The 23,602-nt window shown below is 65.8% G+C and carries 21 protein-coding genes and 1 pseudogene; 9 read left to right on the forward strand and 13 right to left on the reverse strand.

Annotated features, from left to right (window positions below; all coding sequences use genetic code 11):
* Positions 1-5: 5 nt before the first annotated feature.
* Genes AB4061_RS21445 through AB4061_RS21480 form a run of 8 tightly spaced genes read left to right on the forward strand, consistent with a single transcriptional unit; the run spans position 6 to position 8,445 of the window.
* On the forward strand, positions 6-1,013 hold the full coding sequence (locus AB4061_RS21445) for an ABC transporter permease (protein WP_441637289.1): 1,008 nt from the start codon (positions 6-8) through the stop codon (positions 1,011-1,013).
* Entirely contained in the window at positions 1,010-1,852 is an 843-nt protein-coding gene (locus tag AB4061_RS21450; RefSeq protein WP_441637291.1) for an ABC transporter permease, read from the forward strand. The genes AB4061_RS21445 and AB4061_RS21450 overlap by 4 nt, the downstream gene beginning before the upstream one ends.
* Before the next feature lie 53 nt (positions 1,853-1,905).
* On the forward strand, positions 1,906-3,165 hold the full coding sequence (locus AB4061_RS21455) for an SfnB family sulfur acquisition oxidoreductase (RefSeq protein WP_441637293.1): 1,260 nt from the start codon (positions 1,906-1,908) through the stop codon (positions 3,163-3,165).
* 1 nt (position 3,166) lies between these two features.
* Entirely contained in the window at positions 3,167-4,417 is a 1,251-nt protein-coding gene (locus AB4061_RS21460; protein WP_441637295.1) for an SfnB family sulfur acquisition oxidoreductase, read from the forward strand.
* A complete protein-coding gene (locus AB4061_RS21465) occupies positions 4,418-5,779 on the forward strand; it encodes an LLM class flavin-dependent oxidoreductase (RefSeq protein ID WP_441637297.1) in 1,362 nt (453 codons plus the stop codon).
* 39 nt (positions 5,780-5,818) lie between these two features.
* Positions 5,819-6,628 carry a MetQ/NlpA family ABC transporter substrate-binding protein gene (locus tag AB4061_RS21470; protein ID WP_441637299.1) on the forward strand — a complete coding sequence of 270 codons (810 nt, stop codon included), beginning with the start codon at positions 5,819-5,821 and terminating at the stop codon, positions 6,626-6,628.
* Positions 6,629-6,632: 4 nt separating this feature from the next.
* Positions 6,633-7,808: a methionine ABC transporter ATP-binding protein gene (locus AB4061_RS21475; RefSeq protein ID WP_441637301.1), complete on the forward strand. Its 1,176-nt coding sequence runs from the start codon at positions 6,633-6,635 to the stop codon at positions 7,806-7,808.
* Positions 7,789-8,445 carry a methionine ABC transporter permease gene (locus AB4061_RS21480; RefSeq protein WP_441637303.1) on the forward strand — a complete coding sequence of 219 codons (657 nt, stop codon included), beginning with the start codon at positions 7,789-7,791 and terminating at the stop codon, positions 8,443-8,445. The genes AB4061_RS21475 and AB4061_RS21480 overlap by 20 nt, the downstream gene beginning before the upstream one ends.
* A gap of 42 nt (positions 8,446-8,487) precedes the next feature.
* Here AB4061_RS21480 and AB4061_RS21485 read toward each other — a convergent pair.
* From AB4061_RS21485 to AB4061_RS21510, 6 genes and pseudogenes are all read right to left on the reverse strand, one after another.
* Positions 8,488-8,892 (reverse strand): annotated as a pseudogene (locus AB4061_RS21485) (acyl-CoA dehydrogenase); the annotation flags it as partial.
* A 24-nt stretch (positions 8,893-8,916) separates the two neighbouring features.
* Positions 8,917-9,168 (reverse strand): hypothetical protein, encoded by a 252-nt coding sequence (locus AB4061_RS21490; protein WP_441637305.1) that lies wholly within the window; start codon positions 9,166-9,168, stop codon positions 8,917-8,919.
* A gap of 354 nt (positions 9,169-9,522) precedes the next feature.
* The gene (gene ssuD / locus AB4061_RS21495) at positions 9,523-10,671 is read right to left on the reverse strand and encodes an FMNH2-dependent alkanesulfonate monooxygenase (protein WP_441637307.1); all 1,149 of its coding nucleotides are present in this window, start codon (positions 10,669-10,671) and stop codon (positions 9,523-9,525) included.
* 17 nt (positions 10,672-10,688) lie between these two features.
* Positions 10,689-11,255: an FMN reductase gene (msuE, locus tag AB4061_RS21500; RefSeq protein WP_441637309.1), complete on the reverse strand. Its 567-nt coding sequence runs from the start codon at positions 11,253-11,255 to the stop codon at positions 10,689-10,691.
* A gap of 473 nt (positions 11,256-11,728) precedes the next feature.
* Positions 11,729-13,366 (reverse strand): chaperonin GroEL, encoded by a 1,638-nt coding sequence (gene groL / locus AB4061_RS21505; RefSeq protein WP_441637311.1) that lies wholly within the window; start codon positions 13,364-13,366, stop codon positions 11,729-11,731.
* A 73-nt stretch (positions 13,367-13,439) separates the two neighbouring features.
* A complete protein-coding gene (locus AB4061_RS21510) occupies positions 13,440-13,730 on the reverse strand; it encodes a co-chaperone GroES (protein WP_441637313.1) in 291 nt (96 codons plus the stop codon).
* 603 nt (positions 13,731-14,333) lie between these two features.
* Between AB4061_RS21510 and AB4061_RS21515 the strand changes: the two genes are divergently transcribed.
* Positions 14,334-15,356: an ABC transporter substrate-binding protein gene (locus AB4061_RS21515; RefSeq protein ID WP_441637315.1), complete on the forward strand. Its 1,023-nt coding sequence runs from the start codon at positions 14,334-14,336 to the stop codon at positions 15,354-15,356.
* Positions 15,357-15,493: 137 nt separating this feature from the next.
* Here AB4061_RS21515 and AB4061_RS21520 read toward each other — a convergent pair whose 3' ends face one another.
* The 7 genes from AB4061_RS21520 to AB4061_RS21550 form a co-directional block, all read right to left on the reverse strand.
* Positions 15,494-16,792: an LLM class flavin-dependent oxidoreductase gene (locus tag AB4061_RS21520; RefSeq protein WP_441637317.1), complete on the reverse strand. Its 1,299-nt coding sequence runs from the start codon at positions 16,790-16,792 to the stop codon at positions 15,494-15,496.
* Between the two features lie 38 nt (positions 16,793-16,830).
* Positions 16,831-17,820, reverse strand: a complete 990-nt coding sequence (locus AB4061_RS21525) for a Bug family tripartite tricarboxylate transporter substrate binding protein (RefSeq protein ID WP_441637319.1) — start codon at positions 17,818-17,820, stop codon at positions 16,831-16,833.
* A 333-nt stretch (positions 17,821-18,153) separates the two neighbouring features.
* The gene (locus AB4061_RS21530; protein ID WP_441637321.1) at positions 18,154-18,933 is read right to left on the reverse strand and encodes an ATP-binding cassette domain-containing protein; all 780 of its coding nucleotides are present in this window, start codon (positions 18,931-18,933) and stop codon (positions 18,154-18,156) included.
* Positions 18,911-20,023, reverse strand: coding sequence for an ABC transporter ATP-binding protein (locus AB4061_RS21535; RefSeq protein WP_441637323.1), 1,113 nt, complete (start codon positions 20,021-20,023; stop codon positions 18,911-18,913). The genes AB4061_RS21530 and AB4061_RS21535 overlap by 23 nt, the downstream gene beginning before the upstream one ends.
* Positions 20,016-20,900 carry an ABC transporter permease gene (locus tag AB4061_RS21540; protein ID WP_441637325.1) on the reverse strand — a complete coding sequence of 295 codons (885 nt, stop codon included), beginning with the start codon at positions 20,898-20,900 and terminating at the stop codon, positions 20,016-20,018. The genes AB4061_RS21535 and AB4061_RS21540 overlap by 8 nt, the downstream gene beginning before the upstream one ends.
* 73 nt (positions 20,901-20,973) lie before the next feature.
* The gene (locus AB4061_RS21545) at positions 20,974-21,960 is read right to left on the reverse strand and encodes an ABC transporter permease (protein ID WP_441637378.1); all 987 of its coding nucleotides are present in this window, start codon (positions 21,958-21,960) and stop codon (positions 20,974-20,976) included.
* A 21-nt stretch (positions 21,961-21,981) separates the two neighbouring features.
* Complete coding sequence (locus tag AB4061_RS21550; RefSeq protein ID WP_441637327.1) at positions 21,982-23,589, reverse strand: ABC transporter substrate-binding protein; 1,608 nt, start codon at positions 23,587-23,589, stop codon at positions 21,982-21,984.
* Between the last annotated feature and the right edge of the window lie 13 nt (positions 23,590-23,602).

The following is a 23,602-nucleotide window of genomic DNA, read 5'->3' on the forward strand; positions in this document are numbered from 1 at the left end:
TGCGCATGATCCGACGCCTGCTTCGCCGCCTGCTGCAACTCGTTGGCGTAATCGTCGCTACCGCCGTGCTCAACTTCGCGCTGCTCAAGGCGCTGCCCGGCGACCTGGTGGATGTGATCGCCAGCGAAAGCGGCAGCGTGCCGCCGGAGTACGTGACGCAGTTGCGCCAGCTCTATGGGCTGGACCGCAGCCTGCCGGAGCAGTTGGTAAGCTATCTTGGCCGCATCGCGCATGGCGACCTGGGCTACTCGTTCCGCTTCGGCGAGCCGGTGCTCGATCTCGTGCTCAGCCGGCTGGGGCCCACGCTAGCGCTCGTCGGCGCCGCGCTACTGCTGTCCACGGTCGTCGGCGTGCTGCTGGGCGTGGCGGCGGCAAGGCGCCCGCATGGCCTGACCGACACGGTGCTGTCCGCGCTGGCCACGGTGGGCTACTCAGCGCCGATGTTCTGGACCTCGCTGATGCTGATCGTGCTGTTTGGCGTGCAGCTGGAATGGCTGCCGATCGGCGGGCTGCGCGAAGTCAATGCGGGCTACCACGGCCCGCGGCTGTTGCTCGACTACGCCCATCACCTGGTGCTGCCGGTGCTGACGCTGGCGATCTACTACGTGGCGGTGTACGCGAGGCTGGCGCGTGCGTCGATGATCGAGACGCTGGCCGAGGACTTTATCCGCACCGCCCGTGCCAAGGGTGCGCGCGAGGCGCGGGTGATCTTCGGCCACGCCTTGCGCAACGCCTTGCTGCCGGTGATCACCATGCTGGGCGTGCAAAGCAGCGCCCTGCTGGGCGGGTCGATCGTGGTGGAAACGGTGTTCGCCTGGCCCGGGCTGGGCCAGCTCTCCTTCGAGGCAATCAGGAGCCGCGATATCCCGGTGCTGCTGGCCGTGCTGATTTTCAGCGGCGTGCTGGTGGTACTGGCCAACCTGCTGGTGGACATGGCGCAGGCCGTGCTTGACCCGCGCGTGCGGGCCGGCAAGGCACCCGTGTCTTCAGCGCCACAAGGAGGCGCCGCATGAAGCGCTGGTACCTGCAACCTTCCATCTGGCTCGGCGGTGCCATCCTGCTGGTGGTCTTCGCCGCGGCGGCGCTGGCTGGCGTGGTGTTCCCGGCGGATCCGCTCGATATGGTGGGCGCGCCCTTCGTCTGGCCCGGCGCGGATCCGGCCATGCCGCTCGGCACCGACCTGATGGGCCGCGACCTGCTGGCCGGGCTAGCTCACGGCGCGCGGGTGTCACTGCTGGTTGGCGTGTCGTCGGCCGCGGTAGCGCTGGCGATCGGCGTCACGATCGGCGCGGCGGCGGGCTTCTACCGCGGCGCCGTGGATGCGGTACTCAGCCGCATCACCGAGTTCTTCCAGACCATCCCCGCCTTCCTGCTGGCGATTATCCTGGTTGCGGTGCTCAAGCCCAGCCTCGGCACCATCGTGTTCGCGCTCGGCGTGACCTCATGGACCAGCGTCGCCCGGCTGGTCCGCGCGGAGTTCCTGACCCTGCGCGAACGCGAATACGTGCGCGCCGCCGTGGCGGTGGGCGCCAGCAACGCCCACCTGATCTTTCGCGAGATCCTGCCCAATGCCTGGACCCCGATCATCGTCTCCACCGGCCTGCTGGTGGCCAACTCGATCCTTTCCGAAGCGGGCTTGGCCTTTCTCGGACTGGGCGATCCCAACGTGGTGAGCTGGGGTTCGATGATCGGCCTGGGCCGCGATGCGTTGCGCACCGGCTGGTACATGACCGCCATCCCCGGCCTCGCCGTGGTGCTCACCGTCCTCTCGCTCAACCTGCTCAGCGACGGCCTGCAGGCCGCGCTCAACCCGCGGCTGCGCCGCGTGCGCCGGGCTGCTCCACCGGCCTGAACCGCAGACTCGAACCGCCGGCCTGAACCGCGCGAACCCTACACACGACAGCCATGACCAAACTGAACGATCTCCCCGCCACACCGATTCCCGCGCCACCGGCACGATTGCCGGACCCAGCACGCGTGCGCCGCATCGCCAGCGATGCCGAGGCACTGCAGGCCGCCCACGATCTCGCCGCGGTGTTCGCCGACGGCGCCTCCGAACGGGATCGCGAACGCCGCCTGCCCTGGGACGAGCTGGACCGCTGGTCCGAGAGCGGCCTGGGTGGCATCACCGTGCCGCGCGAGTACGGTGGCGCCGATGTGTCCTACACGACGCTGGCCGAGGTCTTCGTCATCCTTTGCGCCGCCGACCCGGCGCTCGGCCAGATCCCGCAAAACCATTTCGGATTGCTGGGCGTACTGCGCGAAATCGGCAGCGAACCGCAGAAGCGCCGCTTCTACGGCGAGGTACTGACCGGCGCGCGCCTGGGCAACGCCGGCCCGGAGCGCCGCTCCGAGAGCAGCCAGACCATCCTGCAAGGCACCACGCGCCTCACCGGAACCGCCCAAGGCCTCCGGCTGAACGGGCACCGCTTCTATTCCACCGGGGCGCTGTTCGCGCATCGCGTTCCCGCACGAGCGCTCGACGACCAGGGCCGCAGCGTGCAGGTGTGGACGCCGCGCGAGGTACGTGGCCTGAGTATCGTCGACGACTGGTCCTCCTTCGGCCAGCGCACCACGGCCAGCGGCAGCGTGGTCTTCGACAACGTCCCGGTGGCGCCCGAGGACGTGCTGCCGATCTGGCAACTGGCCGAGCGGCCGGGCCTGTACGGCCCCACCTCGCAACTGATCCAGGCCGCCATCGACCAGGGCATCGCCGAGGCCACGCTGGCCGATGCCATCGCCTTCGTCCGTCAGTACGCCCGCCCGTGGATCGACTCCGGCCTGGAGCACGCCACGCAAGACCCCTACATCATCCAGGACGTGGGCCGCCTGCAGATCGACGTGCACGCCGCGCGCGAAGTGCTGCTCGAAGCCGGGCGCACGCTTGACACCATCGCCGCTGGGCCGCTGGATGCTGAGGCCAGCGCGCGTGCCTCCGTCGCGGTGGCCGAGGCCAAGGTGCTGACCACCGAGATCGCGCTGGAAGCCAGCCAGAAGCTGTTTGAACTCGCCGGCTCGTCCGCCACGCGCGCCAAGCACAACCTGGACCGCCACTGGCGCAACGCGCGCACCCACACGCTGCACGACCCGGTGCGCTGGAAGACCCACCTGATCGGCAACTACCACCTTAACCACGTGCTGCCCGCGCGCCACTCCTGGAACTGATATGTCCGTGCTCCTCTCCCCGGTTCCCACCGATAGCCGGCCCGCGCCTGCCGCACCGCCCGCCCAGCCACCCGAACTGATCCGCGACGATGCGCACGCCATCCTGACGGCTCGCCAGCTCACAGTCCGCTTTGCCCCCGAGGCTGCATTGCGCGACCGCGAGCGACGCCTGCCCTGGGCCGAGCTGGACGCCTTCAGCGCCAGCGGACTGTGGGGCATCACGGTGCCGCGCGAGTACGGCGGCCCCGGCGTGTCCAACGTCACGCTGGCCGAGGTCATTGCCACCATCGCCGCCGCCGACGGCTCGCTCGGGCAGATCCCGCAGAACCATTTTTACGCGCTGGAGGTGCTTCGCGTGGGTGGCAGCGAGGCGCAAAAGCGCTTCTTCTACGAGCGCGCACTCGCCGGCGAGCGCTTTGGCAATGCCCTTGCCGAGATCGGCCACAAGGATTTCAAGCGCCGCACCCGGCTTACGCCGGACGGCGACGGCTGGCGCGTGGACGGCAAGAAGTTCTACTGCACCGGCGCGCTGTACGCCCACTGGATCCCGACGCTGGTGGTGGCCGAGGAGCAAGGCCGCGAGGTCACCTACTTGGCCTTTGTGCCACGCCGCGCCGAAGGCGTGTCCGTCGTCGACGACTGGGACGGCTTCGGCCAGCGCGTCACCGGCAGCGGCTCGGTGTCCTTCGACAATGTCCGGGTCGAGGCGGAGTGGGTGGTGCCCTTCCTGGCCTCCTTCGAGCAACCGACCACGATCGGCCCGGTGGCGCAGATCCTGCACGCGGCGATCGACCTGGGCATCGGCCGCGGCGCCTTCGAATCCACCCTGCCCTTCGTGCGCGAACGCGCCCGCCCCTGGGTGGACGCGGGCGTGGAACGCGCCAGCGACGACCCCCTCACCATCCACCAGGTGGGCGAGGTCTCGGTAAGGCTGCGCGCCGCCGAAGCGCTGGTGCGCCGCGCCGGGCGCATCGTCGATGCCGCCCAGGCGGCCCCCACCGAGCGCAGCGTGGCCGAGGCCTCAATCGCCGTGGCCGAGGCACGCGCGCTGACCACTACGGCATCGCTGCTGGCGGGCAGCAAGCTGTTCGAGCTAGGCGGCACCGCGGCCACGCTCGACCACCTCGGCCTGGATCGCTTCTGGCGCAACGCTCGCACCCACACCCTGCACGACCCGGTGCGCTGGAAGTATCACGCCGTCGGCAACTTCTACCTTAACGACCGGCTCCCCACCCGGCATGGAGCGCTGTAAATGGCACGCAAGGAAATCCTGCTGAACGCCTTCAACATGAACTGCGTCGGGCATATCAACCACGGCCTGTGGACGCACCCGCGCGACCGCGCGACCGACTACAACACGCTGGAGTACTGGACTAGCCAGGCGCGCACGCTGGAGCGCGGCTTGTTTGACGGGCTCTTCATCGCCGATATCGTCGGCGTCTACGATGTCTACCAGGGCAATGTGGACGTGACGCTGCGCGAGTCGATCCAGCTGCCGGTCAACGATCCGTTGTTGCTGGTGCCTGCGATGGCCGCCGTCACGCAGCACCTCGGCTTCGGCGTCACCGTGAACCTGACCTACGAGCAGCCCTACCTGCTGGCACGCCGCTTCTCCACGCTGGATCACCTGACGCGCGGACGCGTCGGCTGGAACATCGTCACCGGCTACCTGGACAGCGCCGCGCGCGCCATGGGCCTCGCCGGCCAGATCGCGCACGACGAACGCTACGACCGCGCGGACGAATACCTGGACGTGCTCTACAAGCTCTGGGAAGGCAGCTGGGAAGACGATGCGGTGCAGCGCGACAAGGCCACCCGCGTGTTCACCGATCCGCGCAAGGTGCATAAAATCAGGCACGAGGGCAAGTACTACAAGGTCGATGGCTATCACCTGGCCGAGCCCTCGCCACAGCGCACGCCGGTGCTGTTCCAGGCCGGCAGCTCCGGGCGCGGCCAGCAGTTCGCCGCGCGCCATGCCGAGTGCGTGTTTATCTCGCCGCCCAGCAAGGATGCCGCCCGCAATACCGTGAGGGCGCTGCGCGAGCAACTGGTGGCCGCCGGCCGCAGGCCGGATGACATCAAGATCTTCGCCGGCACCGCCGTCGTACCAGGCAAGACCGCCGCCGAAGCCCGCCAAAAGTACGCCGAGTACAAGGACTACGCCAGCCGCGAAGCCGGGCTGGCGCACTTCGCCGCGAGCACTGGCGTGGACTTCGGCCGCTATGACCTCGACGCGCCGGTTGACTACGGTGGCGGCAACGCCATCGAGTCGGCCACGCGCACCGCGCAGCAGCATGGGTGGACCCGGCGCAAGCTGCTGGAGCTGTTCGAGCTCGGTGGCCGCTATCCCGCCATCGTGGGCGACGCGCAGCAGATTGCGGATGAACTGCAATCCTGGGTGGGGGAAACCGGCATCGACGGCTTCAACCTCAGCCGCACCGTGGTGCCGGAGAGCTACGAGGACTTCGTGGACCTGGTGGTGCCCGAGTTACAGAACCGCGGCATCTACAAGACAGCCTATGCCCAAGGCAGCCTGCGCAAGAAGCTGTTCGCCGAAGACGACCGGCTGCCGGCGCGGCACGCGGCGGCGCGATTTCGCAGTAGCCAGGGCTGAGCCCCGTAGACATCAACCACTCTGAAGGCATCGAAGATCATGAAACTGAAACGACTATTGTTGGCCGGCATCTCCACCTTCGCCCTGGCCGCAGCGGCGCATGCCGCGCCACTCAAGATCGGTGTCACGCCCGGCTCCCTGGCGGACTCTGTCGAAGTAGCCGCAGCCGAAGCGCGCAAGCAAGGACTCGACGTCAAGGTGGTGGAACTGACCGACTGGACCACGCCGAACGTCGCCCTGGCAGCCGGCGACCTCGACCTGAACTACTTCCAGCACCAGGCTTTCCTCGACAACGCCGTCAAGGAGCGCGGTTATGCGTTCAAAAGCGTGGCGGTCGGCGTGCTGCCCAACATCGGCCTGTACTCGAACCACGTCAAGCGCTTTGAGGACATCAAGGAAGGCGCCCGCATCGGCGTGGCCAATGACCCGGTCAACCAGGGCCGCGGCCTGCTGTTGCTGCAAAAGGCGGGGCTGATCAAGCTGCGCGACGGCGTAGGCGCGCGCGGCGGGGTGGACGACGTCGTGGGCAACCCGAAGAAACTCAAGTTCGTCGAGATCGAAGGCCCGCAGCTGGTGCGCGCGCTGGATGACGTGGACCTGGCACAAGGCTATCCGGCGCACTTCGTCAACGCGGGCAAGCCGCAGATCGCCGGCGCCGGGCTGCTCTACTCCGGCGTGGACGACCTCTACTTCGCGATCCGCTTCGTCAGCCGACAGGACAACGCCAGCGACCCGCGTGTCGCCCGCTTCGTCAAGATCTACCAGGAATCGCCGGCGGTGCGGCAGCAACTGAAGAGATCCTTCGCCAATAACGACAAGCTTTATAGCCTGCCGTGGCTGAAGCAGTGACGCCATGGACTCCCTAAGCTCCCTAGGCTCTCCAAGCGCCCTCCATCGGCATGAGCACATCGCGCCGGCACCCTCGCCCGGCGAGCACGCCGCGGTGGGCGGGCGCGCCCCATCAAGGCCTGGGCCGTCCGGCGTGGGCTCGGTTGCATTCGCGCATCTGGGCAAAGTGTACCGCTCGCCGGCTGGCGATGTCCACGCGCTGCATGACATCGACGTGGAGATTCCCGCTGGCGGGATCTTCGGCATCATCGGCCGCAGCGGCGCCGGCAAGTCCAGCCTGCTGCGCACCATCAACCGGCTGGAGCGGCCCACCACCGGCCGCGTGCTGGTGGATGGCCACGACATCAGCGCGCTCGACGAGCGCGGCCTCGTCAGCCTGCGCCGGCGGATCGGCATGATCTTCCAGCATTTCAACCTGCTGTCCGCCAAGACCGTCTGGGACAACGTGGCCCTGCCGCTGAAGGTGGCCGGTGTGCCCCGCGCGGAAATCGCGCAACGGGTGGAAGAACTGCTGGCGCTGGTCGGGCTGGAAGACAAGCATCGCGCGTATCCCGGGCGGCTTTCGGGCGGCCAGAAGCAGCGCGTGGGTATCGCCCGCGCGCTGGTGCACCGGCCAGAGATCCTGCTGTGCGACGAAGCCACCTCCGCGCTGGACCCGGAAACCACGCACGCCATTCTGGCGCTGCTGCGCGATATCCATCGTCGCTTCGGGCTGACCGTCGTGCTGATCACGCACGAGATGCGGGTGATCCGCGAGATTTGCGACAACGTGCTGGTGCTCGAACGTGGCCGGATGGCCGAGCAAGGTCCTGTGTGGCAAGTGTTCGGCAACCCCGGCCACGACGCTACCCGTGCCCTGCTGCGGCCGCTGCAGACGGGCTTGCCGGATGACCTGGCGCGGCTGCTGCAACCCAAGCCCCCCGCGCACGGCGCGTTCGAGCAACTGATCGAACTGCATTTCACGGGCATCGGCGATACGGCGCCCGAGCTGGCCCGCATCGCCACGGCGCTGGGGGGCCGTGCCCGGCTGCTGCACGCCGGCGTGGACCGCATCCAGGGCCATACCCAGGGCCGCCTGCTGCTGGCCGCCGCGGGTGCCGGCCTGTCGCCCGAGATGCTGGCCTCCCAACAACTGTCCCAATACACCAAGGTCCTCGGCTATGTCCCCGCTAACCATTGAACGCATCTGGCTAGGCCTGTTCGACACCCTCACCATGGTGGGCGCGTCCGCATTGATCGCGGTGTTAGCCGGCATCCCGCTCGCCCTGGTGCTGGTATTGACGTCGCCCGGTGGCGTGCTCGAATCTCCGCGGCTGCATCGCGCGCTGGGCAGCGTCATCAACGGATTCCGCGCCACGCCTTTTATCGTGCTGCTGGTGGCGCTGCTGCCGTTCACGCGGCTGGTGGTGGGCGCTACCATCGGCGTTTGGGCGGCCGTGGTGCCGCTGGCGATCAGCGCCACGCCGTTCTTTGCCCGCATCGCGGAAATCAGCCTGCGCGAAGTGGACCGCGGCCTGGTCGAAGCGGCGCAGGCAATGGGCTGCCAGCGCTGGCATATCATCTGGCACGTGCTATTGCCGGAAGCATTGCCGGGGATCATTGGCGGCTTCACGATTACCGTGGTGTCCTTGATCGGCGCGTCGGCAATGGCGGGGGCGGTGGGCGCCGGCGGGCTCGGGGATATTGCAATCCGCTATGGCTACCAGCGGTTCGACACGACCGTGATGGTGGTGGTGATCGTGCTGCTGATCGGGCTGGTCAGCACGATCCAGTGGGCAGGCGACCGCTGCGTGCGGCTTCTCAAAACCCGTGGATAGGCCGGGGCGGGCAATACTGCCCGCCCGTCCCGTGCGTCGCGTTCAGGCAGCCTTCGCCCCAACCGACCAGTAGTAGGCCGGCGCGGTGCCATTGATGGCGTGATCCTCAATCACCCTTGCCTTGTAAAGGGTCGGGTTATGCGAGGCCAGCGTGCGGGCATTGCGCCAATGGCGATCCAGCCGACGGTCCTCATCCAGCGCGGAGGCGCCGCCGATATCGACCAGCCGTGTAGCCGCCGCCAGTACCTGGTCCGCCACGACAACCTGCGCCTTGGCGGCACGCAACTCGACATCGTCCAGCAAGCTTGCTGGCACGGCTTCACCCCGCTGCCGCAGGCGATCGATCTCGTCAAGGCCTTGCGCTACGGCGGCGACGGTGGCGGCGGTGGCGGCAAATGCCGCGCCGGCCAGGTGGCCCGCCACTTGCTGCACCAGCGGATCTTCCGCGGGCGTGCGTCCGCTGCCATGGCTCTAGACGCGCTTGCACGCGCGCACAAAGGCAGCGGCGTCGCGCTCGATGGCCCGGGCGATGCCGGCGAGCGTCGCCAGGTGCACCAGCTGGACGTAAGCCGTGATGGACGTGGGCACATTGCGCGGGAAGCTCAGCACCTGTTCGCTGGACACCGCAACGTCGCGGAAGCGCGTGGTGCCGGAGCCCGTGAAGCGCTGGCCAAAACCCCGCCAGTCATCGATGCGGTCGATGCCCGGCGCATTGGCCGGCACCGATCGAGTGGAAACGGGCGGAGAGTTCCGCCTGGGAAGGATTGAGTTCTGGCATGAGTTTGTTATCCGGGTTCAGATGACGATGGCAAACACACGAGGCTCGCCAGCGGCAGCTTCGGGGTCGTCCGGCGCGGACCCGGATGCGCACCACGGCCGGCATCTCGGACCAGCTTGCGCCCAGCCCGCCAAGCTCGACGAGAATGGCCAGGGCCAGCAGCCGGCTCTCCCGCAACGCATCGCGCTCGGCCTTGGGCGGTGCCGCCTTCGACGTTGCACTCCACCGCGCTCTGCGCGAAGTCGCGCGCCAGCGCCTGCGCCGTGCGTTGCGGGTCCAGCGGTACCCGGCGCTCAGGCTCATGCCGACGCCTTGCTGCCCGGCAGCACGTCGTTGGCGATCATCTCGCCGAACGGCCCCGTCAGGTTGGTCGCGCCGCCGCGACCTAGGCTGGCGTACGGCTCCGGCAGCAACGGGAACACCAGTTCGGCAAAGCGATACGCTTCCTCAAGGTGCGGGTAGCCCGAGAAGATGAAGCTCTCGATGCCGAGGTCCGCGTATTCCTTGATCCGCGCGGCCACTTCCCGTGGGTTGCCCACCAGCGCGGTGCCAGCACCGCCGCGCACCAGGCCCACGCCGGCCCAGAGGTTCGGATAGATTTCCAGCTGGTCGCGGCGGCCGCCGTGCAACGCGGCCATCCGGCGCTGGCCGACGGAGTCGAAGCGCGAGAAGGACTTTTGCGCGGCAGCGATCATTTCGTCTGAGATCTGCGCGATCAGTTCATCCGCGGCCCGCCAGGCTTCCTCGCTGGTCCGCCGCACGATCACGTGCAGGCGCACGCCAAAGCGCACTTTGCGGCCAAGGCGCGCGGCGCGCGCGCGCACGTCGGCGATCTTTTGCGCCACGGCCTCGGGCGGCTCGCCCCACGTCAGATACACGTCGACCTGTTCCGCGGCCAGGTCGTGCGCTTCATCCGACGAACCACCAAAATAAAGTGGCGGGTAAGGCCGCTGCACCGGCGGATACAGCGCCTTGGCGTTCTCCACCTTGATATGCTCGCCATCGAAGTGAACAGCCTCGCCCTCCAGCACGCGGCGCCAGACGCGCAGGAACTCGGCCGATGCGGCATAGCGCTGGCTGTGGTCAAGGTACAGGCCATCCCCCCGATTCTCGTCCGGGTCGCCGCCGGTCACGACGTTGATCAGCAGCCGGCCATTGGTAATACGGTCAAGCGTGGCGGCCATACGCGCCGACACGGTAGGCGAGATGATGCCAGGGCGGATTGCCACCAGGTAGCGCAGGCGCTCCGTCCATGGCGCCACCGCGGAGGCAATCACCCACGAATCCTCGCAGGAGCGGCCGGTGGGAATCAGCACGCCGTAGTAGCCCAGGTTGTCGGCCGCCTGCGCGATCTGCTTCAGATAACCCAGCGAAACGGGGCGCGCGCCCTCCGTGGTGCCGAGATAGTGGCCATCGCCGTGCGTGGGAAGAAACCAGAAGACATTCATTGCCGCGGTTCTCCCCTTCAAGCCGCACGCTGCAGCAGCAATTTGCGGCTGGCTTCGAACAACGGCGCGCAACGATCCGCGGCCAGGCGAATGCGTTCGGCCAGCGTCGCGCTGCTGACCTGGTAATTCTGGAAATCCCCCGGGCTGCCGTACACGCCGATGGGCAGCGTGAGCGCCTGCAGGAAGCCGAACAGCGGCCGCAACTGATGCTCCAGCACCAGCGCGTGGCGGTCGCTGCCGCCCGTGGCCCCCAGCAGCACTGGCTTGTCCACCAGCGCCTCCTGCCCTACCAGGTCGAAAAGATGCTTGAAGTGGCCAGGATAAGAACCGCGATACACAGGCGCGGCCACCACCAGCAGGTCGGCGGACTCGATGGCGACCAGCTCGCTTTCAATCTCGGCCGGCAACTCTGCCCGCGACAGCGCCGCACCCAGCGGACGCGCGATGTCGCCGAGATTGACAATATGGCTTTGCAAAAGCAGCCGGCTATCCAGTTCCGCGAGCAGTGCCTGCACGAGCGCGAGCGTGCGCGAGGGCTGCTGAGCGCTGCCGTTGACGGCGACCACTTTCAGCGGTGTAGCCATGGGAAACCTCCTGTCGATGTCGATGATTTGTGGATTCACGCGTGCGGCGTATTTCGTTGCCGGCAATGCATTAGACAAGAAGCAGGCCCGCGTGAATCGCCATGTTTCTTGCCTGATTCGGCCTCCTTGACGCGATCGGTACCGCCCTCGCCGTGCACTCTGCCGATCCGCTGTTGCGCACCCAACGGCGCGGGAGCGCGCCCACCCCCGCCGTCTTAGGCAGACGCTTAGAAGCGCCCTACGATAGCGCAGCGTAGTTGGCCGCCGAAGGATGAATTTCATCTATGCATAGACATGCGAAACGCATATAGGCATGCGAGATTTGCATCCCACTCGGACCCTGCCGGGCGCACCAACGATAGGTGCCTGCCCTAGCCCGCGAACCATACGACGAAGAACGCATAGCGAAGAGGACCCCGCTTGCGGGGCCCTCTTCGTTCACGCCTTGCCGGACCAGTCTTCAGCCAATGGCCTCAGAAATCCAGTCCACCACCTCCGCCAGCCGCGCCCGGCACACTGAGCTGCCCCTCATCCTTCGGCAGTTCAACGATCGCAGCATCAGTGGTAAGGATCAGGCCTGCCACCGAGGCAGCATTCTGCAAAGCCGTGCGCGTGACCTTGGTCGGATCAACCACGCCGCCCTCCACCAGGTCGCCATACTCACCAGTAGCCGCGTTGTAGCCAAAATTGCCCGTCCCTTCAGCCACGCGCGCCACCACCACGCTGGCTTCTTCGCCGGCGTTGGCAACGATCTGGCGCAACGGCTCCTCCAGTGCCCGCAGCACGATCTTGATGCCGGCCTGCTGGTCCGGGTTGATGCCCGTCAGATCCTTGATAGCCTGGCGCGCACGAATCAGCGCTACGCCGCCGCCCGCCACGATGCCCTCTTCCACCGCGGCACGCGTGGCGTGCAGCGCGTCTTCCACGCGGGCTTTCTTCTCCTTGACCTCGACCTCGGTGGCACCGCCGACCTTGAGCACGGCCACCCCGCCGGCCAGTTTGGCCACGCGCTCCTGCAGCTTCTCCCGGTCATAGTCGGAGCTGGCCTCGTCGATCTGGGTGCGGATACGCTTCACCMGCGCCTGGATCTGCACGGCGTCGCCCGCGCCATCGATGATGATGGTGTTCTCCTTACCGATTTCCACGCGCCCGGCCTGGCCCAGTTGCTCCAGCGCGATCTTTTCCAGCGACAGCCCGACCTCTTCCGACACCACCTGGCCGCTGGTCAGGATCGCGATGTCTTCCAGCAGTGCCTTGCGGCGGTCGCCAAAGCCAGGAGCCTTGACCGCGGCGGCCTTCAGGATGCCGCGGATATTGTTGACCACCAGCGTGGCCAGTGCCTCGCCCTCCACGTCCTCGGCCACGATCAGTAGCGGACGTCCCGCCTTGGCTACCTGCTCCAGTACCGGCAGCAGGTCGCGGATGCTCGAGATCTTCTTGTCCACCAGCAGCAGGTAGGGTTGCTCGAGCACCGCCACCTGCTTGTCGGGGTTGTTGATGAAATACGGCGACAGGTAGCCGCGGTCGAACTGCATGCCTTCCACGACTTCAAGCTCGTCTTCCAGCGACTTGCCATCTTCCACCGTGATCACGCCTTCCTTGCCGACCCGGTCGATGGCCTGTGCGATACGCTCGCCGATGGCGCTTTCGCCGTTGGCCGAGATGGTGCCGACCTGCGCGATCTCGCGGCTGGTGGTGGTCGGCTTGCTGATGCGGCGCAGCTCTTCGATGGCCGCCGTCACTGCCTTGTCGATGCCGCGCTTCAGGTCCTGCGGATTGAGCCCGGCCGCGACGTACTTGACGCCCTCCCGCACGATGGCCTGCGCCAGCACGGTGGCGGTGGTGGTGCCATCGCCGGCGTTATCGCTGGTGCGGGAAGCGACTTCCTTGACCAGTTGCGCGCCGATGTTCTGCAGCTTGTCCTTGAGCTCGATCTCCTTGGCCACGGAGACGCCATCCTTGGTCACGGTGGGGCTGCCGAAGCTGCGCTCCAGCACCACGTTGCGGCCCTTGGGGCCCAGCGTTACCTTGACCGCGTTGGCGAGAATATTGACGCCTTCGACCACCTTGGCGCGGGCCACGTCGCTGAACACTACATCTTTTGCTGCCATTGTTGTCTGTCCTGTCTGGATTGTCGGGTTCGTTCGGGAAATCTCGGATCGATGCTGGCGGACGCGCTGCGATTCAGCGCTCGACCACGGCAAGGATGTCTTCCTCGCGCAGCACCAGCAGTTCGTCGCCGTTGACCTTCACCGCCTGGCCCGTGTACTTGCCGAACAGCACCCGGTCGCCCGCGCGCAGGTCCGGTGCAATGCGTTCGCCGGCTTCGTTACGCCGGCCCGGGCCGACGGCGATCACCTCGCCCTGATCCGGTTTTTCGGCGGCGCTGTCGGGAATGACGATGCCGGATTGCGTGCGGGTTTCGTTGTCGGACCGTTTGACGAGAACGCGGTCGTGCAGTGGGCGAAGGCTCATGCTGGCTCCAGGAAGAAAGGAAGAGAGAAGTTCATTAACGGCGGATGTCGGTGCCGACGTGGCGCTGCGTGCTGGCAATCAGCACTCGATGCCGGTGAGTGCTGAGTATAGAAAGCGCCGGCATGCACGGCCAACTGATCGTTTCGCATTTGCTTAGAAGCAGGCATGAAGGCGCCGACCCGCCCGCGCTGCTAAAAACACAGCAGTACTGCACAGCTGGTTGTTGATTCCCAAACAGCCTCACCGCAATTCCTCGCGCCAATGCGGGCCGTTCGCCGACGCCAGCCTTGGGTACGCATCTTGCGAAAGGTTGCGCTTTTCCCAACGCACCTCTGAGCATGACCTCCGCCCTGAAAGTGATCGCCGTATCCGGCAGCACCTACCTTCCCTCCCGCACCCTCGTACTCGCGCAGGCCCTGATCGATGGACTCGAACGCGAGCTTGCCGTTGAGAGCCAGATCATCAATCTCGGCGATATTGCCCGCCCGCTGGGCTCGGCGCTGTCGCAGCATCTGAGTGCGGTGCTGCGGCCATATCTGCGGCAGATCCAGCAGGCACGCGTTTTGCGGCTACCGCCTTTCCCATCCTCATCCTTCAAACAACATGATTGCGTTCGGGCTGTCCACTTCTCTTCGTCGTCTTACCACGCTCGCACTCATGCTCGCGGTGGCGACCGCGTTTGCGGAGCCCTTGCCGTCCGTGGTGCGCTTCGGGGTTTCCAACGCGGGCGTGGGCACACCACCGCGTATCGGCACGGGCTGGCTGGCGGTAGCGCAAACCAAGGGCTTTATCGAGGAGGCACTGAAGAAGGACAACATCAAGGTGCAATGGATCTTCTTCAAGGGACAAGGCCCACAGGTCAACGAGGCGCTGACCAACGAGCAACTCGACTTCACCACCCTCGGTGACCTGCCCTCCGTGATTGGCCGCTCGGTCGGCATCAAGGCGAGGCTGGTCATGGTGACCAGCACGCGCGGCAAGCGCGTAGGCTTTCACAAGGGCACGGCCACTCAGCTCGCAGTGGACCGGATCCCTGAACAGAACGGCCTGGGCGAGCGCGACATCAAGGTGATCAACCTGGAACCCGCCAGTTCGCCGGCGGCGTTCCAGACCGGCGATCTCGATGCGATCTTCGGCACGCTGAATCTCAAGGTACTGGAGTCCAAGGGACAGGCCAGGATCATCTACAGCACGCGCGACAACCCCGTTGCGAGTGACAACGGCCATGTGCTTGTGACGGATAAGTTTTCGAGCACCTACCCCGGGCTCACTCAGCGCGTGGTCACGGCGCTTGTCCGCGCCGCCAGCTATGCCTCGCAGGAAGCGCATCGCGACGAAGTGCTGAAGCTCTGGGCCTCGTCGGGCGGCATTCCCGCGGCGATCTACGACGAGGAGCTAAATGGCATTCCCCTAGCCCACCGGCATTCACCGCGCTTCGACGACTACGTGCGCGCGGCCGATCGGCGCTCGATGGAAGACGCTTACCGCTTCAAGCTGATACGCAAGCGCTTCAGCGTGGATGCCTGGATTGACGACCGTTATGTGAACAAGGCCATAAAGGATCTCGGGCTCGACCCAGCGTGGCCGCGCTTCGATGCCACAGCAAGGATCGTCACGAGGAACTAGGCTGGACGCAGGCTTACGCGATGTTCCTGGCCTGCTGCGCCGCGCGGGCAAGGGCCGCCCGTTTATTCCCCACGGGTGTTCTCAGCACTAGCAAGCACGCCCGTGCGGAAGCGATCGCTGTGCATCCATACGCCATCTCAGTAGGGCCGCGGCAACCCAAGGTGCTCCCGCAAGGTGCTGCCTCGATACTCTGTGCGTGCCCGCCCTTGTGTCTGCAGCAGTGGAACCACCTCATTAGCGAAGTCGTCCAGCCCCCCGGGAAAGTACGCCGGCATGATATTGAACCCATCGGCGGCGCCTTCGTCCACCCAGGTGGTGATATGTTCGGCGACTTGCGCCGCCGTGCCAACAACGACCTGGTGGCCGCGAGCGCTGGCAACCACGTGATAGAGTTGCCGCAGCGTAAGGTTACGTTCGCGCGCGAGCTTCTTCAGAAGCCGGCTGCGGCTCTGGATGGATTCGGTGAATGGCAGCTCAGGCAAAGGTCCATCCAGCGGGTAGCCCGAAATATCGTGGCCCAGTTGCTCCGAGAGCAAGGCAGCCGCGTTGGATTGTTCGGTGCCATTCTGCAATACCGCCAGCTTTTCGTAAGCCTCTCGCTCGGTATGGCCGACAATGGGCATCAGCCCAGGCATCACCAGGCAGTGGGCCGGATCGCGTCCCTGTTTCGCCACCTGCTCCTTGATCTCCCCATAGAACTGCCGTGCCGCTGGCAGACCCTGTTGTGCCGTGAAGACGACCTCCGCATGACGAGCTGCAAGTGCCTGGCCCGGTCCGGAGGACCCCGCCTGGATCAGCACAGGATGTCCCTGCGGGCTCGGCGTCACGTTGAGTGGACCTGCTACGTCGAAGAACCTGCCGCGGTGGTTCAATGCGTGCATCTTGCCTGTGTCGACATAGATGCCCGCCTCCTTGTCCCGCACATAGGGATCAGGCTCCCACGAGCGCCACAACCCCTTGACCACCTCGACGAACTCATCGGCAATCGCGTACCGCTCGGCATGGTCGGGATGCCGTTCCCTGCTGAAGTTCACCGAGCCATCGGCGAAGGTCGTCACGATGTTCCATGCGGCCCGGCCCTTCGATATCTTGTCCACGGTGGCAAACATGCGCGCGAGGTTGAATGGCTCGCTATAGGTCGTGGATGCCGTTGCCGCCAGCCCGATGTAGCGAGTCACCATCGCTAATGCGGCCAGCAGTGTCAGCGGTTCAGGCCGCGTGATCATCGACGGATGCGAGTCGGGCGTGGTCAGCAAGCGGTCGCCAAAGAAGACCATATCGAACTTGGCACGTTCCGCTGCTTGCGCAGCCCGCACGATCAAGTCGATATTCTCCGTGCCGGACTCGGCGTCGGGATGGCGCCAGCCGGCGGCATGGTGACCGGCGGCCAGAAGGAACAGGCCAAGTCTGATTGGCTTTGGCAAAGGTGTGGACATATCAGGGAGTGAAGTTGGTTGCGCCGGCACCGACGAGCCTAAAGCTGCGTTCCGCTGTTTTGAATGATGCGACGAGACAGGTCATGGACCGAGCGTATCGTGGCCTTGGTCTGCTCCGGCGTGAGCGAACGGGTTTCTACCTCAACACGGGCGAGCGCCTGGATAGTCGCGGGCTCTCGCAGGATCTCGTTGAGCCATCCCCGCAGCGCCGCCAGTACGCTCGCAGGCGTGTCCTTCGGTGCGGAGATGAAGAAGGAGCCGCCCAACGCATTTTCCCAGCCGTTGACTCCAGCCTGCGCGATCGACGGCACGCCCGGCAGTTCGGGCGATGTCTCGCTACCGAAGAAGGCGAGCGCCCGCAGCTTTCCTGCCTTGATGGATGCCGTGCTGAGGGGATCGAACACCACGTCCACATGTCCGGCAATGACATCCGCGACGGCAGGTGCGCTGCCCTTGTACGGCACATGGCGCATGTCGATATCCGCCAGCGATTTAAGCAACTCGCCGGCGATATGCCCGGGGGTGCCATTTCCCGAGGTGGCGTAGGTCAGCTTGCCAGGGTTCGCCTTGGCATAGGCGATGAGTTCCTTCAAGTTCCGCGCAGGCACGTGCGGATTGACCGCCACCGTGGCGCGTGAGTTGCCGATGTAGGCCACCGGGACAAAATCCAAGAACGGGTCGAACGTGGTCTTGACCAGTTGCGGCGCAATCGCGAGATTGCCGATCGACGTGTTGAGCAACGTATAGCCGTCGGCCGGCGCATGCGCAACGTAGCCTGCGCCCAGCGTGCCGCCGGCACCAGGCTTGTACTCGACCAGCACGCTCTGTCCAGTTTTCTCCGCCAGTCGTTTGCTGATGATGCGCGCCACATTGTCGTTGGTACCACCAGGTGCGTAAGGCACGATATAGGTGATCGGCCTCGACGGATACGCCGCGCCAGCCTGCGCGAAAGAGGAAGCAGCGGTGACAGCCAGGACGATGGCTGTCGCGACGCGAATAGCGATAATAGACATGGCAAGGACCTGCAAATGGGCAAGTGACGAGTCTCACACAAGCGCGCAGTCCGGCCTAACGAACCATTCCGAGCTAGATAAGTTGAAGTCCTTCGTTGACGAAGGAACCACAGAGGGGTGATCAGGCGCCAGGGCCCTGCATCAGTTCCCGCCGACGGCGGCTGCTAGGACTCGGGGGCACACGTGATTCCTCAAGCAGGCTCGTACGGTGCCGGGCGAAGGCTTGTATTGAAATTGGAAGACGCGAATCAGGGGACCAACTCACTTACGGTGACTCGCTTCTTCTTCATGCACGCGGCCGAATGCGCAGCAGCAGGAGGCGGCCGCTCGTTGCATTGATCAGTGACGTCAGTGTGCCCGCCTGATTCCTGCCCCGGCTTCAGCAGCGATTAGCTGTCTGGTGTAGGGGTGAGCGGGATGACTCCACAATTGCTCCTGCGACGCATTCTCGACAATGCGGCCAGCCTGCATCACCATGACGCGGTCGGCCAGGTAGCGCACCACGGCGAGGTCATGCGAGATGAACAGGTACGCAAGGCCAAACTCGCGCTTGAGCTCGACCAACAGGTTTAGGATCTGCGCCTGGATCGATACGTCCAGCGCGGAGACCGGTTCGTCGCACACCACTAAGTCAGGCCGAAGGAGCAAGGCGCGCGCGATGCCGATGCGCTGGCGCTGGCCGCCCGAGAACTCATGCGGATAGCGGGACAGCGATGACTGCGGCAAGCCTACCCGGTCGATCATGACCGCCACCTGCCGTTGGCGCTCGCCCGCATCGGCCACGCCGTGCACGCGTAGCACTGTTTCCAGCGTGTCGCGCACGCTGCGGCGCTGGTTGAGCGACGCGTAGGCATCCTGGAAGATCATCTGCACGCGGGGGCGCAGGGCTCGCAACGGGCCGGGCTTCAGCGCGCCCAGGTCGATACCATCGAGTAGTACGCGCCCTGAGCTGGCCGGCACCAGTTGGAGCAGGGTCTTGCCCAGCGTGGACTTGCCGCACCCGGACTCGCCCACCAGGCCAACCGTCTCTCCTGCCGCGATATCGAACGTGACGCCATTGACGGCATGGGTCACACCTTCGCGGCTCGCGTAGCGGGTATGCAGATCAATGACTGACAACAGCGGCATGATGGTTTTGCGTCTGATCCTGGTTTTGATGTGGGCCCGGCATGGCGATGCGGTGTGCGGATACGCAGGCGACCCGGTGCGGCGTCGCGTCGGCTGGCACGGATACGCCCGGCGCCAGCGGCGCGCTTGGTATCGGCTCGGCCCGCGGCGTCCCCGCCAGGCACTGTGCCTCGGCCTGCGCGCAGCGCGGTGCAAAGGGGCAGCCCGTGGCGAGCCGGGCGGACTCGACACTGCCGGGAATCTCGGTTAGCCGGGTGTCGCGATAGAACCTGCCCTGCTCCAGCCGCAGCGAGGCATCGAGCAGCCCTCGCGTGTACGGATGCGCCGGAGCGGCAAAGAGCTCGCTCACTCGTGCCTCTTCCATCTTGCGCCCGGCGTACATCACCACCACGCGATCCGCCCATTGCTCCACCAGCCCAAGATCATGGGTGATCAGCAGCAACGCCATCGACAGCTCACGCCGCAGGTCGTCGAGCAACGCCAGCACCTCCGCCTGGGTCGTGACATCGAGCGCGGTGGTAGGCTCGTCGGCGATCAGCAATTGCGGCTTGCAGGCGATGGCCATGGCGATCATCACGCGCTGGCGCTGGCCGCCCGACAGATTGTGCGCAAATGCGTCGACCCGCTGCGCCGGCGCGGGAATGCGCACAAGGTCCAGCAGCTCGATGGCCTGCGCGCGCGCGGCCTTGCGGGACAAGCCCTGGTGGTGGCGCAGCACCTCGGCAATCTGGTAGCCCACTGGTAGCACCGGATTGAGCGAGGTCATCGGCTCCTGGAAGATCATCGACACGGAGCGCCCCCGCAGGTTGCGCAGCGCGGGCGCGGGCAATCCCAGCAATGGCTGGCCGGCAAAGCGAATGCTGCCGCCGCTGATTCTCCCCGGCGCCGGCAGCAATTGCATCAACGCCAGCGCGGTGGCTGATTTGCCGCAGCCTGATTCGCCCACCAGGGCGAGGGTCTGCCCTGCTTCGATGGCAAAGCTCAGATCGTGCACCACGGTGTGCGCACCGAAGCGGATCTGGAGCTTGTCAACTTCCAGCAGGGTATTCATGGTGCGCTGGCGCGGGCCCGTGGCGTTGATCTCATGCATTGCGCAAGCGCGGGTTGAGCGCATCGTTAAGTGCGTCGCCCATCAGGTTCAACGCCAGCACGGTCAATATGATGGCGGCTCCAGGGAGCGCGGTTAGGTACCACGCGCTGCGCAGTACCTCGCGGCCGGCGCCGATCATGCTGCCCCAGCTCACCACGTTGGGGTCGCCCATGCCGAGAAAGGACAGGGCCGATTCGATCAGGATCGCGCTGGCCACCATGACGGAGGTGGTCACGATCACCGGCGGCAGCGCGTTGGGCAGGATTTCCGCGACGATGATGCGGCTACTGCGATACCCCACGCTGCGCGCGGCCAGCACAAAATCCGCCTCCCGCAAGGTACGAAACTCGGCGCGCACCAGGCGCGCCACGGTTGGCCACGAAGCCAGCCCGATCGCCAGCGCGATAGTGGTGACGGATGGGCTGCCAATAGCCACGATAACGATCACCAGCAGGAAGCTGGGCACCGTCTGCACCAACTCGATGACACGGCTCAGCACCGCGTCGACGGTGCCGCCAAAATAGCCGGCCACGGCGCCCACCAGCATGCCGATCAACAGGCTAAGCGACGCCGCCGCCAGCCCGACCAGCAGCGACACGCGCGCGCCGTGCACGATGCCCGCCAGCACATCGCGCCCCAGCGAATCGGTGCCGAGCAGAAAGGCCGGATCGGCGCCCGGCCACAGGAACGGCTGCCCCACCATATCGAGCGGATCGCCGGGGAACAGGAAGCCAGCCAGCGCAGCCATCAGCACCAGCGCCACCAGCACAAGCACGCCAGCCAGCGCGGCAGGGTTGCGCAGGATGATGCGCAGCGTGCGCCAGCGCGGCGCGCTTTGCGGTGCGGCGGCCGATGTGCCGGGAATAGCAAAAGTCATGTCGATCCGACTCTGAAGGGTCCGATTAATGAATTCATTGTGCGAGCGATTCAGTGATACCTAAGCCGGTTCTTCAGCGCGCCTTGATCCGAGGGTCCAGCCAGGCATGCAGCAAATCGACCAGCACGTTGGCGAGCACCACCAGGAAGGAAGACAGCAGCAGCACGCCCAGCAGCACGCTGAAGTCCCGCGCCATCACGGCCTCCAGCGCCAGCCGACCCAGCCCCGGCCAGCTGAACACGGTCTCGATCACCACCGTCCCGCCTAGCAAGGCGCCAAAGTGCATGCCAGCAACCGTGGTAATTGGCAGCAGCGCATTGCGCAGGACATGGCGCACAGACACCCGCAGCGGATGCAGTCCCTTGGCAGCGGCTGTGCGCACAAAGTCCTGGCGCTGCACCTCCAGCATGGCCGCGCGCGTCAGGCGCGCGTAGATGGCGATGAAGAAGGACGACATCGCCAGCGCCGGCAGCGCCAGATGGCTGGCCACATCGCGCAAGTGCGCCAGCCCGCCCAGGCCCGCGCCGATGGTGCTGGTGCCTTCGCTGGGCAACCAACCCAAGTGGACCGAGAACAGCACGATCGCCATCAGCCCGATCCAGAAGCCCGGCACCGAGTACAGCAGCAGCGCGGCCAGCGACAGCCCGCGGTCCACCCACGTGCCCACGCGCGCGGCCATGACGGCGCCGCAGGCAACGCCGAGAACCAGAGCGATGCACAGCGCGGCGCCGGTCAGCAGCAGCGTATTGGGCAGACGCGCCAGGATCAGCTCCGCCACCGGCGTGTTGTACCGGGGCGAGAAGCCCAGGTCGAAACGCGTGAGGTGCCCCAAGTAGGCCAGCAACTGATGCAGCACCGGCTGGTCCAGCCCGAAGCGCGCCCGCATCAACGCCATGGTCTGCTCGGTGGCCGAGCCGGACTCGCCAGCAAGGACATCGGCGGCGTCGCCGGGCACCAACTGGAGCAGCAGGAAGTTGAAGACGATCACGCCCAGTGCCGTGGGCAGCGCGCGCCATAGTGCGCGCCGCAGGGCCGTTCCGACTCGAAGCACAGTTGGCATCATGGAAATCCGGCCACCGGACTACTTGTCCAGGTAGACGTTTGCGAGGTTCGACTCGACCCCATCCGCCGTCAGCGAATGGTCATGCACCCGGGTGTTGGCAATGGTGATGAACTGCGGCGACACCAGGTTCAGGTCGGGTACTTCCTTGCCCACGATCTGTTGGAACTGCTTGAATTGCGCCACGCGCCTGGCTGGATCGGTCTCGGACGTGGCGTCCTCCAGCAGCTTGTCCACCTCCGCATTGCTGTAGTGAGTGGCATTGGAGAAAGGCACGCCCTTCTTGAAGTTCTTGGACCAGTACAGGCGCTGCACGCCCACGGTGGGGTCGAACAGGTTACTTGCACCGTTGACAGTGAAGTCGTAGTCGCGCTCGGTGTAGATGCGCTTGACGAAGGCCGGCAGGTCCTGCGAGCGGATCGTTACATCGATGCCGACCTTGCCCAATGCGGAGCGCAGGTAGTCGGCCAGCCGCTTGCTGTCCTCGCTGATCGGGTTGTAGTCCAGCGTGACGCGGAAGCGGGCGGCGCCACCCTTGCGGGGATAGCCGGCCTCGTCGAGCAGTTTGTCCGCCGCCTTGGTATCAAAGGGGTAGGGCGTCGGCGTGGCGTCGTGGAATGCGCTCAGGCCAGGGGCGATCGGCGACGCGGTGCGGGTGCCGTAGCCGTAGTAGACCGTGTTCAGCACCACATCGCGATTGACGGCCTGCGCCACTGCCTGGCGCACCTTCAGGTTCTTGAAATAGGGATTGTCGAGGTTGAACTCCAGCCGGGTCACGTTGAAGGAATAGCTGTTGCCCTTGGTCTCGAAGGCCAGCTTGGGCACCTTCTTCAGCCGGGCCAGGTCGGACAGCGGCACCGGCGTGCGGTAGCCCAAGTCCACCGCGCCGGTCTCGAAGGCGATGGCGCGCGCGGCCGGATCGGGGATGAATTTCACCACGATGCGGTCCACGTACGGCTTGGGCTTGTCCCAGTAGTCCGGATTGCGCTCATAGACGATGTGGCTGCCACGAACCCATTCCTTGAAGCGGTACGGGCCCGTTCCCACCGGCGCATTGTTGTTGGGGTTGGCGATAGGATCGGTGTTCTCGTAGATATGCTTGGCCACGATCGGCGATTCGGTGGCTACCAGCGCCTTGATCAGGTAAGGCGCTGGTTTGGACAGCACGATCACAGCGGTGTACGGATCCGGCGTCTTGACCTCGGTCACGTTGGCAAACGTGCTGCTGCCGCGCGGGTGGACCTTCTTGAGCAGCAGAATCGAAAAGGCAACGTCGGCCGAGCTGAAGTCCTTGCCGTCATGCCACTTCACGCCCTTGCGTAGGTGGAAGGTGTACTGCTTGCCGTCCGGGCTGATGCTCCACGACGTGGCCAGTTGCGGACGCGGCGTCAGGTCGTAGTTGTACTCCAGGAGGCCCTCAGTCACCTTGGCGCTGACGCTGAGCGCCGGCGTGGCCACATTGGTGAGCGACACCAGCGTGGGCGGCTCGTAGTTGAGCAGCAGGTTGAGCGTGCCGCCTGGGGTCGGCGTCGCACGCGCGGGCAGTGCGGCAGCGCCGAGGGCCACAACCAGGGCGGAATACAGCCCGGCGGACAAGAGCCGTTTAAGCAGCGAAGGCGTCGAAGACATCGGCAATGGTTCC

Origin of the sequence: Cupriavidus sp. YAF13 (genome assembly GCF_052113425.1) — a bacterium.
GTDB lineage: Bacteria > Pseudomonadota > Gammaproteobacteria > Burkholderiales > Burkholderiaceae > Cupriavidus.